The organism is Methanococcus voltae (assembly GCF_024807655.1).
Lineage (GTDB): Archaea > AGJL01 > Methanococci > Methanococcales > Methanococcaceae > Methanococcus > Methanococcus voltae_D.
This window is the reverse complement of the sequence record NZ_JANUCR010000005.1, coordinates 88,950-104,846: the sequence shown is the minus strand read 5'-3', so window position 1 is coordinate 104,846 and position 15,897 is coordinate 88,950. Positions and strand designations below refer to the sequence as shown.

The 15,897-nt window shown below is 27.8% G+C and carries 12 protein-coding genes, 1 rRNA gene and 1 other RNA gene; 10 read left to right on the top strand and 4 right to left on the bottom strand.

The window, feature by feature from the left end; all coding sequences use genetic code 11:
• Nucleotides 1-117 precede the first annotated feature (117 nt).
• The 3 genes from rrf to polC all read left to right on the top strand — a co-directional run bounded on the left by rrf (nucleotide 118) and on the right by polC (nucleotide 4,423).
• A 5S ribosomal RNA gene (gene rrf / locus J3E06_RS06990) occupies nucleotides 118-231 on the top strand.
• A 121-nt stretch (nucleotides 232-352) separates the two neighbouring features.
• Nucleotides 353-581, top strand: an RNA gene (rnpB, locus tag J3E06_RS06985) — RNase P RNA component.
• 221 nt (nucleotides 582-802) lie between these two features.
• Nucleotides 803-4,423 carry a DNA polymerase II large subunit gene (gene polC, locus J3E06_RS06980; RefSeq protein WP_013180791.1) on the top strand — a complete coding sequence of 1,207 codons (3,621 nt, stop codon included), beginning with the start codon at nucleotides 803-805 and terminating at the stop codon, nucleotides 4,421-4,423.
• 98 nt (nucleotides 4,424-4,521) lie between these two features.
• Here polC and J3E06_RS06975 read toward each other — a convergent pair whose 3' ends face one another.
• Nucleotides 4,522-5,643 carry an AAA family ATPase gene (locus tag J3E06_RS06975; protein ID WP_013180792.1) on the bottom strand — a complete coding sequence of 374 codons (1,122 nt, stop codon included), beginning with the start codon at nucleotides 5,641-5,643 and terminating at the stop codon, nucleotides 4,522-4,524.
• Between the two features lie 368 nt (nucleotides 5,644-6,011).
• On the opposite strand from J3E06_RS06975, the gene J3E06_RS06970 reads away from it, so the two are divergent.
• Together J3E06_RS06970 and J3E06_RS06965 are read left to right on the top strand one after the other, a co-directional pair.
• On the top strand, nucleotides 6,012-6,893 hold the full coding sequence (locus J3E06_RS06970) for an SDH family Clp fold serine proteinase (protein WP_013180793.1): 882 nt from the start codon (nucleotides 6,012-6,014) through the stop codon (nucleotides 6,891-6,893).
• An 88-nt stretch (nucleotides 6,894-6,981) separates the two neighbouring features.
• The gene (locus J3E06_RS06965; protein WP_013180794.1) at nucleotides 6,982-7,416 is read left to right on the top strand and encodes a DUF192 domain-containing protein; all 435 of its coding nucleotides are present in this window, start codon (nucleotides 6,982-6,984) and stop codon (nucleotides 7,414-7,416) included.
• 13 nt (nucleotides 7,417-7,429) lie between these two features.
• Here the strand turns inward: J3E06_RS06965 and J3E06_RS06960 are convergent, their stop codons facing one another.
• The gene (locus tag J3E06_RS06960; protein WP_013180795.1) at nucleotides 7,430-8,302 is read right to left on the bottom strand and encodes a DUF2121 domain-containing protein; all 873 of its coding nucleotides are present in this window, start codon (nucleotides 8,300-8,302) and stop codon (nucleotides 7,430-7,432) included.
• Nucleotides 8,303-8,527: 225 nt separating this feature from the next.
• Here J3E06_RS06960 and nikR point away from each other — a divergent pair, with 225 nt between their 5' ends.
• On the top strand, nucleotides 8,528-8,953 hold the full coding sequence (gene nikR / locus J3E06_RS06955; protein WP_013180796.1) for a nickel-responsive transcriptional regulator NikR: 426 nt from the start codon (nucleotides 8,528-8,530) through the stop codon (nucleotides 8,951-8,953).
• Nucleotides 8,954-9,092: 139 nt separating this feature from the next.
• On the opposite strand, the gene J3E06_RS06950 is transcribed toward nikR, so the two are convergent.
• Nucleotides 9,093-10,028, bottom strand: coding sequence for a LysR family transcriptional regulator (locus J3E06_RS06950; RefSeq protein ID WP_013180797.1), 936 nt, complete (start codon nucleotides 10,026-10,028; stop codon nucleotides 9,093-9,095).
• A 252-nt stretch (nucleotides 10,029-10,280) separates the two neighbouring features.
• Between J3E06_RS06950 and J3E06_RS06945 the strand changes: the two genes are divergently transcribed.
• The 4 genes from J3E06_RS06945 to J3E06_RS06930 all read left to right on the top strand — a co-directional run bounded on the left by J3E06_RS06945 (nucleotide 10,281) and on the right by J3E06_RS06930 (nucleotide 13,926).
• Nucleotides 10,281-11,363 carry a radical SAM protein gene (locus tag J3E06_RS06945; protein WP_013180798.1) on the top strand — a complete coding sequence of 361 codons (1,083 nt, stop codon included), beginning with the start codon at nucleotides 10,281-10,283 and terminating at the stop codon, nucleotides 11,361-11,363.
• A 177-nt stretch (nucleotides 11,364-11,540) separates the two neighbouring features.
• The gene (locus tag J3E06_RS06940; RefSeq protein ID WP_013180799.1) at nucleotides 11,541-12,041 is read left to right on the top strand and encodes an NIP7 pre-PUA domain-containing protein; all 501 of its coding nucleotides are present in this window, start codon (nucleotides 11,541-11,543) and stop codon (nucleotides 12,039-12,041) included.
• Nucleotides 12,042-12,069: 28 nt separating this feature from the next.
• Nucleotides 12,070-12,993: a hypothetical protein gene (locus tag J3E06_RS06935; RefSeq protein ID WP_013180800.1), complete on the top strand. Its 924-nt coding sequence runs from the start codon at nucleotides 12,070-12,072 to the stop codon at nucleotides 12,991-12,993.
• A gap of 168 nt (nucleotides 12,994-13,161) precedes the next feature.
• On the top strand, nucleotides 13,162-13,926 hold the full coding sequence (locus tag J3E06_RS06930; protein ID WP_013180801.1) for a geranylgeranylglyceryl/heptaprenylglyceryl phosphate synthase: 765 nt from the start codon (nucleotides 13,162-13,164) through the stop codon (nucleotides 13,924-13,926).
• Nucleotides 13,927-13,999: 73 nt separating this feature from the next.
• On the opposite strand, the gene J3E06_RS06925 is transcribed toward J3E06_RS06930, so the two are convergent.
• A complete protein-coding gene (locus J3E06_RS06925) occupies nucleotides 14,000-15,847 on the bottom strand; it encodes a DNA-directed DNA polymerase II small subunit (RefSeq protein WP_326480568.1) in 1,848 nt (615 codons plus the stop codon).
• Nucleotides 15,848-15,897: the final 50 nt, after the last annotated feature.

The window sequence follows — 15,897 nt, the reverse complement described above, 5'->3', positions numbered from 1 at the left end:
GGGGTGTAAGTGCCAAGGTTTTCCGAGGCATTAAGCCCGCTAATACTAATAGTTCAAGTGATAAAAGATATTCTGGACACTTAAAGATATGAGAGTTTGTGTCACATATTCTATTGACATAACGGTCATAGCGGAGGTGTACATCCGATCCCATTCCGATCTCGGAAATTAAGCCCTCCAGCGATTTCTTAAGTACTGCCATATGGTGGGAACAAGATGACGCTGTTAGTCACTTTTTTTTATCTAATTTAATTAATTCGAGTTTTCTAGTACTATGTAATTGTAATTATACATAGGCGATTAGAAAAGTAGAATATTATATATTATATTAACTATTGTACTAGTTAGGGATGCAAGAAAACTAGCGACTTTCCAAGGGAGGAAGCTCTGCCCACTCATATGTGTAAGTTTCTGAGAAGAAACAAATGGATTATAGAAAGGATATAGTTTTAAAACAATGACGATGATATATTGAGGAGTTTTATTTTACTAGTGAAACCAATTCATTTTACACGAGTGCAAGCATTAGCGCTTAGCTAAATGTCGCTTAAATTACAGAAGGCAGGCTATAGTTTTCATGCTTCTTTTTTAAATATATTAAAATTTTTAATTATTTTTTACTAATTTACACACCTTTATATCCCCTGATATATTTCGTCCCACTTTTTTGATAAATATATAATTATATATAATTTTATGACCTATGTATAATGTATATTAATTATTTTTTATTATGATTATAATTATTAAAGTAAAATTTATAATTGGATATTTAATTTAATGGTTGCAGGGTAAGTATATTATGTTACATGTAAAAACATCAGAAGATATGAAAGATTATTTTGAAAACATATTAAAAGACGTTATGAGTACATATGATGTCGCAAAATCATGTCGTTCTAAAAATTTGGATGTCTATAACGAAATTGAAATACCATTGGCTAAAGACATGGCAGATAGGGTTGAGGGTATTGTGGGACCCGCCCAGGTATCTCAAAGAATTAGGGATTTAGTTTCTGAGTTGGGTAAAGAACCAGCTTCTTTGGAAATTGCTAAAGAAATTGTTGAGGGTAATTTCGGTGGTTTTGAAAATGCTGAAAGCCCTAGGGATGCATTAGCAGAACAAGCGGTGAGGACAGCATTAGCTGTAATTACAGAAGGGATTGTGGCAGCACCTCTTGAAGGTATAGCGGGCGTAAAAATTAAAAAGAACTTTGATGGTACGGAATATTTAGCAATATATTTTGCAGGACCGATTAGAAGTGCAGGAGGAACTGCTCAAGCATTAGCTGTATTGGTGGGGGATTATGTTCGTAAGAATATGGGATTAGATATCTATAAACCAATAGATGATGAAATAGAGCGTTATGTGGAAGAAGTAGAACTTCACCAGTCTGAAGTTGGTAATTTTCAATATTCTCCAAAACCTGAAGAGATAAGAATTGCAGTTAAGAATATATCTGTCGAAATCACGGGAGAAGCTACCGACCCTGTAGATATAAGTGGGCACAGGGATTTAGAACGTGTAGAAACTAATCAAATTAGGGGCGGAGCTTTATTGGCTTTAGTAGAGGGAGTATTATTAAAAGCACCTAAAATTTTAAGGCACGTTGATAAATTAAAAATTCAAGGATGGGATTGGTTAAAAGACCTAAAATCTAAAAAGTCAAGTGATGAAGATAGCATTGAAGAGGAAAACGGTGATTTTGAACTCGACATGACTGGTTCAGAACATGCAGATGTAAAAATTGATGCTATTACTAAATATATTGGTGATGTAATTGCAGGTAGGCCTGTTTTCGCACATCCTTCTACATTGGGCGGTTTTAGATTACGATATGGCAGAAGTAGAAATACTGGTTTTGCTACGGATGGTTTTCACCCTTCCACAATGTATTTATCTGACGAATTTATGGCCATAGGTACTCAATTAAAAACGGAAAGACCTGGTAAAGCAACATGTGTAGTTCCTGTTGATGGTATAGATGCTCCAATAGTTAAATTAACATCTGGAAGTGTATTCAAAGTAAAATCACCAGATTTGGCTAAAAAGTATAATTTAGATTTAAAAGAAGTTTCTGAAATATTGTTTTTAGGCGATATTTTAGTAAATTATGGTGATTTTTTAGAAAATAATCATACTATATTACCAAGTAGTTGGTGTATAGAATGGTATGAACAGATTTTGAAATCTAAAAATATTGGTTATAATGAATTTTTTAAAGATTTCAACGACCCAACTCCTTCAGAAGCTGTTAAATTTGCCAAAGAAACTAAAACACCATTACATCCTGAATTCACCTACCATTGGCATGATGTTTCAAAAGAAGATATTTTAAAACTTATATATTTCCTTGCAGATGGTAAATTGTTAAGTTTGGAAGACATAACTTCTTCAGAATCAAATATTTCTGAAATTTTTAAAAACGAACAATATGAAGACTTTTATGATAAAAATTGGAATTTAGAACATTTTTATGTTTTAAAATATGATAATACTACGGAATATCAAAAATATTGTAAAAGATTACTTGAATTAATAGGTATACCTCATTTAGTATATTCTGAAAATAATATCAAAAATATTATAATATTCGAATATGAACCAGTTTTGGAATCATTAGGATTTGAATTGACTAAATCTGGCGATAATTTTAAATTAGTAAATAATAATGAATATTATTTAAATAATTTGGCCATATTGGAAGAATTTTCTAAATGTACTGATTTTAATAGTAAAAAACAAATAAAAGAATTAGATTCTAATATTAATCTATCAAAAATATTAAATTCAATGCATTTAATAAATTTGCTCTCTAAAATATCTATAAAAAGAAATTGCTACGTTTATGTGGGCGCAAGAATGGGAAGACCTGAAAAAGCAGCCTCAAGAAAGATGAAACCACCCGTAAACGGTTTATTTCCGATTGGTAATTCTGGCGGTATGGTAAGACTTATCAATAATGCAATAGAAGATAACGCAAATGATGATTTGGATATATCTGTAGGTACTTGTCCAAATTGTGGATTTTTAAGCGCTTATAAAAAATGTCCGCAATGCGGAGCAGAAGTTAATTTAAAAAGAACTCAAAATGTTAGATTATCTTTAAAAGATTATTGGAAAATTGCACTAGCTAACCTATCTCTTAATAAATGTGGGGATGTAAAGTGTATTAAAGGTATGTCTTCTAAAGACAAATTAATAGAACCTTTAGAAAAAGCCATATTAAGAGCTATAAATGAAGTTTATGTATTTAAGGATGGAACTACTAGATTTGATTGTACTGATGTGCCAATAACACATTTTAAAGCTTCAGAAGTGCATACTTCTGTAGAAAAATTAAAAGAATTAGGATATTCTCATGATATACACGGTAATGAATTATTTGATGAAAATCAAGTTTTAGAACTTAAAGTTCAAGATGTAATTGTTCCTAAAAGTTGTATGGAGTATTTTGTAAATGTTTCCAATTTCATTGATGACTTATTGGAAAAATATTACGGTGTTGGTAGATTTTATAATATTTCTACCCTGGGGGAATTAGCTGGTCAATTAATTATCGGAATGGCTCCGCACACTTCTGCAGGAATGGTGGGTCGTATTGTGGGTTATAGTATAGCAAATGTGGGTTATGCACATCCTTACTTCCACGCTTCAAAAAGGAGAAATTGTGATGGTGATGAAGATGCTTTCTTTTTACTACTGGATGCATTTTTGAATTTTTCAAAAAAATTCCTACCTGACAAAAGAGGGGGGCAAATGGATGCACCATTAGTACTGACTACTTTACTAGACCCTAAAGAAGTTGATGGCGAAGTTCACAATATGGATACATTATGGGGTTATCCTTTAGAATTTTATGAAAAATCTATTGATATGCCAACACCTAAGGAAGTAAAAGATTTGATTGAAACAGTTGATGATAGATTAGGCACTGAAAAACAATATGAAGGTTTAGGCTACACTCACGAAACCACTCGTGTTGATAGTGGTCCTTTAATATGTTCGTATAAAACATTAGGTTCCATGTTTGAAAAGACAACCGCTCAACTGGAAGTTGGTAAAAAAATTAGGGCTACAGATGAGCGAGATGTGGCTGAAAAGGTTATTCAAACGCATTTTGTACCTGATTTAATAGGTAATCTTAGGGCTTTTTCAAGGCAAGGTGTACGTTGTAAATGCGGGGCAAAATATAGAAGAATGCCTTTAAAAGGAACTTGTAAAAAATGTAATAGTAAATTAATATTAACGGTCTCTAAAGGTGCTGTAGAAAAGTATATGGACGTTTCTCAATCAATGGCTGAAAAATATGAAGCAAGTGATTACATAAAACAAAGATTAGAGTTAATAAGAGAAGGAATCGATAGTCTATTTGTGAATGAAAGAAATAAACAATTTAGAATCGATGATTTCTTTAAATAATTAAAAATATATAAAAATATATTAGATGTATTTCTATTTTTTTATTTTTTATTTTTTATTTTTTTTAGTATAATCAATCCGTTTAAAAAAATAACTATTTAATTGTATAATTCTGAAGGAACATTTTTAGTATTTTGATTAATTAATCGATTTAAAGTTTCTTCGAAATCTTTTTCCGAAATTTCAGTTAATTCTTCAATAATCGCTTTGTGAAGCAATGGTTTTAATAATTTTTCTTTTAAAGTCCTTCCGTTCATACCTTCTGTTTTTTTAACGTATTTTTTGAAATCTACGTTGGTTTTAATGGGTAGTTTTTTAGAATATGTTTTTAATATTTCCAATCGCTCTTTTTCATTAGGTATTTTAAATAATATCTCTTCTTCAAATCTACTTCGAACTGCTAAATCTAACATATCAGGATTATTGGTAGCTGCAATTGTTATTACACCTTCATTTTCATGAATTCCATCTAATTCTGTTAATAATGCATTTACAACTTCTGAAACATCCCCTCTTAATGATTGGTAGTTTCTACTTAATGCTATAGCATCAATTTCGTCAATAAATATAATACATGGTTTATTGGCGGCAGCATCTGCATATAATCCTTTTATAACTTTAGAACTATCTCCGACATGTTCTCCGATTAGTTCCGTAGCTTTTATTAGTTTTAAATTACTATTTGTTTGTGATGCTAAGGCTCTTGCTAACATTGTTTTTCCAGTTCCTGGGGACCCATAGAATAAAATGTTTTTTGGAGACCATTCTCCGAATATTTCAGGTTTTTCGAGATATTTCATTATTATTTTACATTTCTTTTTAGCATGCTCCTGACCGATTATTTCTTCAAAATATGTCTTTTTTATGTTGTTGACTTCATTTTTCAATGGCGTGTTTAATTTATATATTGTTTCTTTTGTTGTAATTTCCCCATCTTTTGGGTATATTGATAAAACCTTAAATGCATAATCTGGGATAATACTATTATCAAATAAATAGTCTCCTTCCTTAATTATTTCATTTTCCCACTGATCTCTTGCATATTGGTTGAATAATTTACCGTCTTCGACTGTAACTTTTATATTTTCCCCATTTATTTTAATTGGAAAACCAACGGGTTCTAATATCACATATTTAATACCCACACTATTTTCTGGAGTTTCATGAATTTTTTGAGGGGCTGATTTTAATTTAATGCTGTTAAATGTTATATTTTTCATAAATACACCTCAACAGAGGTTTTTAATTTTATTCTTAAAATTATGGTAAATTAAGATAAATTTTATTAAATCTTAGTCTTGAACTATTTATTATATTTACTCTATTATATATAGGTTGTCTAACATTCTGTATTTATTAAGTTTATGACGAATAATATATTATGTTATATTATATTATTAAATTAATAACTTACTTATGAGTTAAAATTAGAAATAAAATTATTAATATTACAATAACAATATTATAATTATTAAGCAATATTTTAATTAAGATTATTAAATATGATATATTCAAATTATAAATTTATTTTAGATAGTCAATTTAATTAATTAAACTATTTAAACTATTTACAAGTGAGATTGGGACAATGTTTGAAGATTCAATGTTAATATGGGTATTTTTCATATTTTTATTTATTTATCCGCAAATGATATTTAAATATCGATTACTACAAAGGTATAATCGAATAAAACAACTCGAAGTTAGTAGGGGTTCTAGAGTAATCGTAATGATACATAGGCAAGAACAACTTGCATTTTTTGGACTTCCACTCTATAAATTCATAAGCATTGAAGATAGTGAAGAAGTTTTAAGAGCTATACGGCTTACACCCGAAAATATGCCTATAGATTTAATATTACATACGCCTGGCGGTTTAGTACTTGCAAGTGAACAAATAGCATCAGCTTTAATGGAACACAAGGCTAAAACAACTGTTATTATACCACATTACGCAATGAGTGGGGGTAGCCTTATTGCATTAGCTGCTGATGAGATTATAATGGATAAAAATGCAGTAATGGGTCCTGTAGACCCTCAAATTGGACAATATCCTGCAGCTTCAATATTGAGCGTTTTGGATAAAAAATATATCTCTGAAATTGATGACGAAACGTTAATACTTGCAGATATTTCTAAAAAAGCCATAAACCAAGTTAAAGATTATGTATGCCATATATTAAAAAATAAAGTAGGATTTGATAAAGCGAAACAACTTTCTGAAATCTTGGCAACTGGTAAATGGACACACGACTATCCATTGTATATTGAGAAATTACAAAATCTAGGTGTAGCTATCAATACGAAAGTGCCTTCTGAGATATATGATTTATTTGATTTGTATCAACAATCTTCTAATCAGAGACCGTCCGTTCAATATATTCCAGCACCTTATGGTCCAAACAGCGAGCCAAAAAAATCAAAAAGTAATATTTTAAAATCAATATCTAAACTTTTAAATAATAAATAATATAATATGGTGATTTATATATTCACCATACAATTAATTATATCCTATATATTAAATTAATACAAGGAATGTTAAAGGGTATTTTTTTATGAGCAACTCAAATAAAGACTGTTTTGAAGATAACTATTATAAAATTTTAGATGATAATATTTTAAATAATGAATTTCCAAAAGTTACAATATTTGATAATTTAATGGAAAATAATGTAAAAAATGATATAAATAATAATAAAACTTTAAAAATAAATGGCAAAAATTTTAAAGTATTATATGCGAGTAATTTTGTAGATAGGGCGCTTGGTTTAATGTTTCGAGATATTAATTATGACGAGGCGTTAGTTTTTAAATATATATTTAGAAAGATACACGTTCATACCTGCTTTATGAAATATCCAATATATATTATATTTTTAAATGATGATAAAGTAGTTGATTTTACTTACTTAAAACCTTGGAGTACGTATCAATCTAAAGAATATTCAAATATGATGGTAGAATTTAAGGATGCAAGTCTTAAAAATTAAAATTAAAAAATGTTTATCTATTACATATTATTTTATTTACTGACACTATAACATCTTTATTTTTTACTTTTAAGTTATTTTCATCAATTAATATAATATCTCCTTCTTTTACATCGCCAGTAATGTCTATTTCATAATATAAATTAGGGTTTTCGCAAATTCTATCTATTGCAAGATATTTGTCATAAAGTTTTAACTTCCCCTCATTTACATAACCTATTTCGCCTTTGGTTGCTATTTTTTTTTCAATGAGCATTAATTTTTGTACTTTTATAATTTGATTTTTTAATCCATTTCGATAATCCACTAAATTAGATAATTCTTGAGAAATAACCTTTTCTAAATTTTCATATTTAAAGTTTGAATATGAATCCACATCATTACTCGAAGATGGGGTATCAATATTTGATAAAATATCTTTAAAAAGTTTTTCAATTTTTAAAATATCGCCTGATTTAACTATGTTTACATTTTTTTGTAATTCCGCCTGAACCAATTGTTTTAAATGTTTATTTCCAAAAATTATGATTCCAGAACCTTTTTTTATTTCTTTTTTAGTCATATCATCGTCAATTATTTCAACAAGTGCACAGTTATTTTTTGATAAGTACATTCTTTTTCTTTTAGATTGATTACTTATAGTTTTAACTTCCCCCATTAAACAACCGTCTAATTTTTTAATTTTGTCCTGTGAATCGGTAATATGGACTTTTACATCATATTCTTCAGCTTTTTCTTTTAATTCTTTATCATTTTTCAATTTTCCATTATATAATAAAGATTCTAACTTTTCCCTGTTTGCTTCTGAACCCCTAAATAATATATTTCTTTTATCTCCCGCAATTGCAGACCCGTTATTTCCATAATATCCTATAATAACGCTCATAATACCACCTTAGTACATTTTAATGTATTTTGTAATTGGATTTTGTTCATAGTTTAGTTTGTATAATGTATTTAATTTAATTGATTTTATAATATAAATATGCTATATTATAGTATCGTAATATTATTTAAAATGAAATAATAAATAATAAATATTAAATACTATTATGATTATATTATTAAATAATACAATATTTAAAAATTTAGTTATTTAAGAGGGATATGTATGGTAGATATGGATAGAATTAGTATTTCATTACCTAAGAATCTTCTTGAAGAATTTGATGAGATAATTCTTGAAAGGGGCTATGCAAGTAGGAGTGAAGCCATAAGGGATTCAATTAGGGAGTATATTATAAAACACAAATGGATAAGAAGTTTACAAGGTGAACGGTCGGGGACTATAAATGTAGTATATGACCACCATTCAACAGATGTAATGGAAAAGTTAACAACAATTCAACATGATTATTCTGATATAATCGTGGCTACTATGCACATACATATGGACCATGACCATTGTATGGAAGTAATTATTGTTAGGGGAGATGCTAAAGAAATAAAAGAATTAACTGACAAATTAACTTCTCAGAAAGGTGTTAAACAAGTTAAATTAACAGTAATGGTTCCTGGGGGCAATATACCTCAATAACTATATACTAATCCCTCCTAAGGTATTTCATATTTTTATTTTATAATATATCTTATATCTATTATCCATTTTTTTTTAATAGTATTACAGTTATCTTTAATTTACGATTTTATATCATTTTCGATTTGTATTGCAATTATTATAATATTAGTTCAAAACCTGCATTTTTAATTTCTTTTTCTTTTTTATATATCAAATCTTCAAATTCTTTTTCAAATTCTAAGTTATCCATATTATTTGCTTTTTTCAATGTATCCATAAAGTTAATTGAATAATAGGTTTTTTCATAGTAGTCAGGAACTTCTACTATATGCTCTTTTTTTAAATACCTAATTAAACTATGGTTTAAAAGTAAGCTATATCCTTCATCTAATAAATCAATCGCATAAAATGGATTTTTAACTACTTTTGATATTTTAAAATCTATTTTTTCTTGTTTTAAAGTTTTCCAAACAATACGATGTGCAGAATGGTGTATCCCAACCATATTTTTATAATCAAAATCTTCATCATTTTTTGAACTATGAACCATTACGTAATAATCTTTTGCAACAGGAAAAAGTTCCCCTTCTATCCTATAACTCCAATAGGGGTCGTCTAAACCTACTATTTTTGTTAATCCTGAGTTATATAATCTTAAAATATTTTCAAATGACGAAATTAACACATCTTCAAATAATACCTTGCCTATTTCTCCACTTACAAATCCACAAGCTACAAAGGGCTCTTCATATATTCGTTTATTTAATGAATTGTAGTATAATAGTAGATTTTCAGCTTCTTTAGATAATGTACTACCTGAAGGGGAAGAATATAGTAATTTTAAGCTTAATTTTGTTTCTAATCTCTTAATTTGAATGTTAATTGAAGATACTGGTATGTTAAGTAGTTCGGCCACTTTATTTTGTGATTTATAATTTTTTAAAAGATTTAATATGTTCAATTGATTCGTGGTAATTGTATGATTATTATAGTTAAATTGTATCATTGGCGATAATTCATTATTTTTGGAACTAGTAATACCTTTTAACTTTTTAGTATCTTCAAGTATTTCTGCACATATTTTTTTGTCCATTTTATCGCCTAATGTTTTGTAATTCAAAGTTATAGTTTTAGAGTAGAAATATTTGCTCTAAAATTACATTAAAATAATAAATGATCTAATGACGTGAGCTTATAATATCAATATATCAAATAGGTATAATGAAATAATTAAAATAAATTTTTAACAATATAATATTTATATAATATTTACATATCTTATTTTTTATACTTATCATATATTATAGACAATAGTTATTTATTTTGATTATAAACTGGTGATTTTATGAATTCAATTGATATTTTTGAAAATTCCATTAAAGCATATAAATTAACTGAAAAATACCATGAAAATTATGTTGGATTAGAGCGAGCTCTATTTTTAGGTTGGTACTGCGATTTAGAAAATCCTTGTAAATTTTGTTATATGTCTACACAGAAAGACCGAATTAAAGAACCTTTAAAAGCAAGAAGACGTTTAGAAACAATACTCGCAGAAGCTTCAATTATGAAACAAATAGGTTGGAAATTGGAGTTTATATCTGGTGGTTATGGTTATGGAATTGAAGAATTGAATGATATGATAGAAATGGTATCTTATACTCAAGGTTGTAAGCAATATTTAAATTTGGGAATAATAGATTTTGAAAAACTCAATTTAAACAATGTAGAAGGTATCGTCGGAGCTGTGGAAACAGTTAATCCTGAATTACATCGTAAAATATGTCCTGGCAAACCTTTGGGTAATACAAAGGAAATGCTTTTAAAAGCTAAAGGATATGATTTGAAAACCGGTATTACTATAATATTGGGTATGGGTGAAACTGAAGACGATATTGAGAAATTATTGAAAATGATTGAAGAATTAGATTTGAATAGAATAACTTTTTATTCGTTAAATCCTCAAAAAGATACAGTTTTTGAAAATAAAACCTCAACTACAACTTTAAATTACATGAATTGGATTTCTCAAGTTAGGTTAAATTATCCTAAATTAAAAATAATTTCTGGAACTTGGGTTGATAAATTACCTAATATTGGACCATTAGTTATGGCAGGTTCTAATATAATAACTAAATTCCCATTATTTAGTATTTATGGTACTAAATACGGTAAAACTGTTGAAAATGAAATAAATTCTACCGGTAGGGAATTATTGGGTACATTTTCTGATTTAGATGTTTTAAACTTTAAAAAAGAACTCACAAATAGCCCTTATTCTAAAAATTACTGTGATAAATTAGGCGGAATTGACAAAAATATTGAAATTTCAGATAAAAATTTGAATACTTTACAAAATATGGAATCGGATATCTCAAATAAAGTAGAACGTTATCTTAAAAAAACCACTAAAAACGCAATTAAATAACTTTAATTATGGAAATTAATATTTTATTCTACTATTTTTTATGTAGTTCTGTTTTTAATTATTTTTTTAATCATTATTTAAATTATTGATATTATTTAAACGAGATATTTTTAGAATCAATTATTTAATATATGAGAATTGTATAATACATAATTATTAAAAGAATATTGGGAAATTATGAAATGTAGAAAAATAAATGACGAAGAAATAAGAACTGTTAAGAATCTTCTTTCAAGATATTTGGGTAAAAATGTAGAAAAATTACCTTTTGATAATATACTGGTTGTAGGAAATGATTTGAAAAGATTGCAGTATGTTAGTGGAGATATTTTACAAAATATACTCGAAAATGAAATTTCCTATAAAGTAAGTAGTATGGGTATTAATTTAGGTGTTTTGTTAATTAAAAATGATAAGGAAAAATTTTCTCCATCTTTGGAATGCTTAAATCTAATTTCTAACCAAATTATTAAAAATTATGTAATTTTAAGTGATAAAGGGGAAGAAATGTTTCTTTATGCAAAAGATGCTTTTGAATCATCTTTTGAAGAATTAAATGGGGACGGTAAATTAGTTGTATTTAATAAAAATAAAGAATTAGTTGGTATGGGAAATTATAATGGTGAATTATTGATTAATTTAATGGATAAAGGATGGTATTTGCGAAACGGGGGCTAATTGCAATTAATATATTTTTAGGGATACTATGAAAAAAATGAATGAAAACAAAAAAACTGAAGATAAGTGTGTGGATACAGTTAAATTTTCAAAAATGACTTCTAAAATTCTGTTAGATATACTTAATTCAGTAGATGAGTACACTAAAGACGTATTATTGGCAGAAAATTACGATATTGAATTTAAAGGCTTTAGTTTAACCGATACTAATGGTCGATTGCACAGAATATCTAGTATTTTAGAACTTGATGAGTTGTACGTTAATGAAAGACTCAATAAAATGCAAAAAGTATTTAATCACAATGAATTTGAAAATGAAATTTTAGACTTAAATTTTCAAAATAGGTCTTATAAACTTAAAAATGTAGATTTAAGAAATTTAGAAAATGGATATATTACAATATATTTATCTTCCAAAAAATCTAAGAATTATCGATTTAAAAAAGATGATAAGTTTAATATATTTCACAAAAATTTTAATAACATAAGTGCAGAACACTTTGAAAGAGTTTTAAAATGGAAAGATTTAGATTCTAACCAATTAGATGAGTTATTAAAATCTTTTGATATTAAATGTGATGAATTACTGAAAAATGTTTCAGAAACGACCAGAATTGAAAATTTAGAATTGTATTTGGATTTATTCAATGATTTAGAACATATAAAAAATGAAGTGGTTGTCGAAAGTGATAAAATAGTAATATGGATACATCCATTATATTTGTTTTCCGAGATAAGCGTGCTAAAAGGTTTGATTTATTATGAGTTATTGGATTGTGATAATTCATTAATTGAAAGCAAGTATCGAGCTATTTTTGAATATTGTAAGGAATATAAATTGCTAATGGGTAAAAATTTGCAAGTAATTGGAAAACTTAGAAAAATTGCAAATGATAAAAATGATATTGAAACTATCGAAGAAATAGACAGAATGCTTACTGAATTGATTTAATAATGTAGTATATAAAATATTTTATGATATTATATATGGTATTTTTAAGCAAGTTGACAATATTTCTTAGAATTTTTATCTTTTATTATTCTTGTTTTACTTTTTAATATTATATTTTTAAATACTTTGCAATTATTATTATAATCATAGATTTATACGGTAGATATTATGAAAATTGGAAATGTAGAATCATATATGAATGATATAATCGCTAAAGAAGGGGCAGCTTATGCGGTATTGATAGACCCTGACGAAAAGAATTATGCAGAAATCGCTGAAAAAGTTAAAGATTACGCAGATGTTATTATCATTGGTGGAAGCATTGGAATATGTGATTTGGATAAAATTACCAAGGATATAAAAGAAATAACTAATCTTCCAACAATATTATTCCCCGGTAATGTAGATGGGATTACAAAAGAGGCTGACGCACTTTTCTATATGACGCTTATGAATTCTAAAAATACCTATTGGACAATAACTGCACCTACACTGGGTTGCATCAAAATAAAAAAGGAAGGAATTGAGCCAATACCTATGGCTTATATTGGTATCGAACCAATCCAAAATACTGCGGTAGGTTATGTTGGAGAAGTAAATGCAATACCAAGTGCAAAGCCTGAAATAGCTGCAATGTATTGTTTATCTGCTTCATATTTTGGTATGAGATGGGCTTATTTAGAAGCGGGTAGTGGTGCAAAATTCCCCGTAAGTAGTAAAGCAATTGCTACTGCAAAACATCTTGCAGATATCAACGTAATTGTTGGTGGCGGGATTAGAGACCCTGAAACAGCTTTTGAAAAAGTAATGTATGGTGCAGACGTAATCGTTACTGGAACGTTAACTGAACAGAACCCTGATGCTGTAAAAGAAATGAGAAATGCAATTAAAAAAGCAGGATTAAAAAAATTGGAAAAATTAACTAATTTATAATACGATATATTATTTTAAAACATAAAAACATAATTAAGTTATTTTTAATTTTTAAAATATTATTATCTTTTATTTACATTATTTTTGAATTTAAAGCACCATTGTCCCATTCATGAACGATTTTACCCATATTGGACATATCCATAATTGGTACGATTGCAGGGGTTGGTGAAATTCCCATTTTTTTCTGGAAAGAAGTTTGTTCTTGGAACGTACCACTATTTACCATTATTGTGCCTTTATAATTTCCACAGCCATTAATATGGATATGACCCGTATGGAATATATCGGGTTTTTTATCGATTACTAAATAATCTCTTACTTCTGGAGCTATTGGACATCTACCCCCATAAGTAGGACACAAATGTCTTCTTTTTAATAATTCCTGCATAATGGAACAAGGATTTGTATATTGGGCTTCAGAAATTTGTCCTATTACATCATCAAAGCTTCTACCATGGTATAGTAAATAATCTAATCCGTGAATATTTACCGAGCAAGGATTTGAAACAAATGTAACATTCTCTTTAGGGAATAAATCCCTTATTTCCTGTGTAAACGTTGGTTGAGGCTCAGCAGGTCTTAACGCATCGTGGTTGCCAGGACCTATTACAAAGTGGATATGCTCAGGCACTTGTGCTATGTAATTTGCTACTTCTTCGTATTGTGAAACGATGTCTACTTCGTACAAGTCTTCTTCTTGACCTGGGTATATCCCAACGCCATCTACTAAATCCCCCGCTATAGATACGTATTTTAATTTACTTGCAATATTTTGTTCTTTGGAGTTTCCAACTTCCCCATTTAAAAATCTTATAAACTTTTCAAAGGTTTTTGCCATAAACTCATGGCTTCCAACGTGAACATCAGATAAGAATGCAGTATATATCTCTTCATCAATTTTTTTTGCAGGTTTTACATCTACGTCCGGCCTATAGGTTTTGTCAACAAACATTAACCTACCATCATTGCTAACGGTGCCTTCAAAACCCATAATTTCATCGAGCAGGATGTCTCCAAATATCTCTTTATTATCAATTTTATTTTTCATAATTAGAACTTTGAAATCACCTTTTTGATCTTCAATTTCTACCATTTTATGACCATTTTTTGTGGTATTAACGTCGGAGATGATACCTACTAAAAAAATCTTCTCATTCTTTTTAGTATAAGCTTTATTTAATGGATACGACTTTTTTTGATATTTTCTTTCTATAATGGTTTTTAAAGTTTCATATCTATCTCTAAAGTAGGTTATAAAATCATCAAGCGTTCCTTCGCAAGTGGAATTCCCAGTTACATCTGTATCTTCATATACTTTAACCTGAGTTTCAATATCTTTAGAATCAAACTTAAATGATGAATTAATGCTTTTCCTTATTGATTTAATTTTTTCAAATCTCTCTAATCTATTTGCTAATTTTAAATCTCTCTGAATATCTGCTTCAGATTTTTCTTCATCATTATTTGTTCCTTCTTTTAAGTCTAAATTTATTTTATCATTTTTTTCTAAATTTTCTAAATTCGTTAATGATTTTTCATTTGACGCTATTTCTTTCGTATTTTTTGATTCAATTGATTTTTCGCTTTTTATTTCTGAATCAATAAGTGCATATTCTTCAGATAATTTTTTATCTAATTTTGACATTATCTCTTGATTTTGAACTTCTTTATTATTCCCAATATAGTATTTTATAAAATCAAAATTAGCATATTCTATAATCAAGTCATTAACGTCATTATTTAAAAATGAATCCATAAAGTGATTATCTAATAGAATAAAATCTTTCTTTGAATTTTTAAATTTAGATATTTTAGATATTAAATTTTCTAAATCTGGTTTTTTAAAACTTTTTAGACGATTATAACAAGTAGGTGATACTAAAATTTCTAAATCTAATAATAATTTAATTATATCCATAATTGGCCCCATTAATAATTATATATCACTAATAATCTACTAATATATAT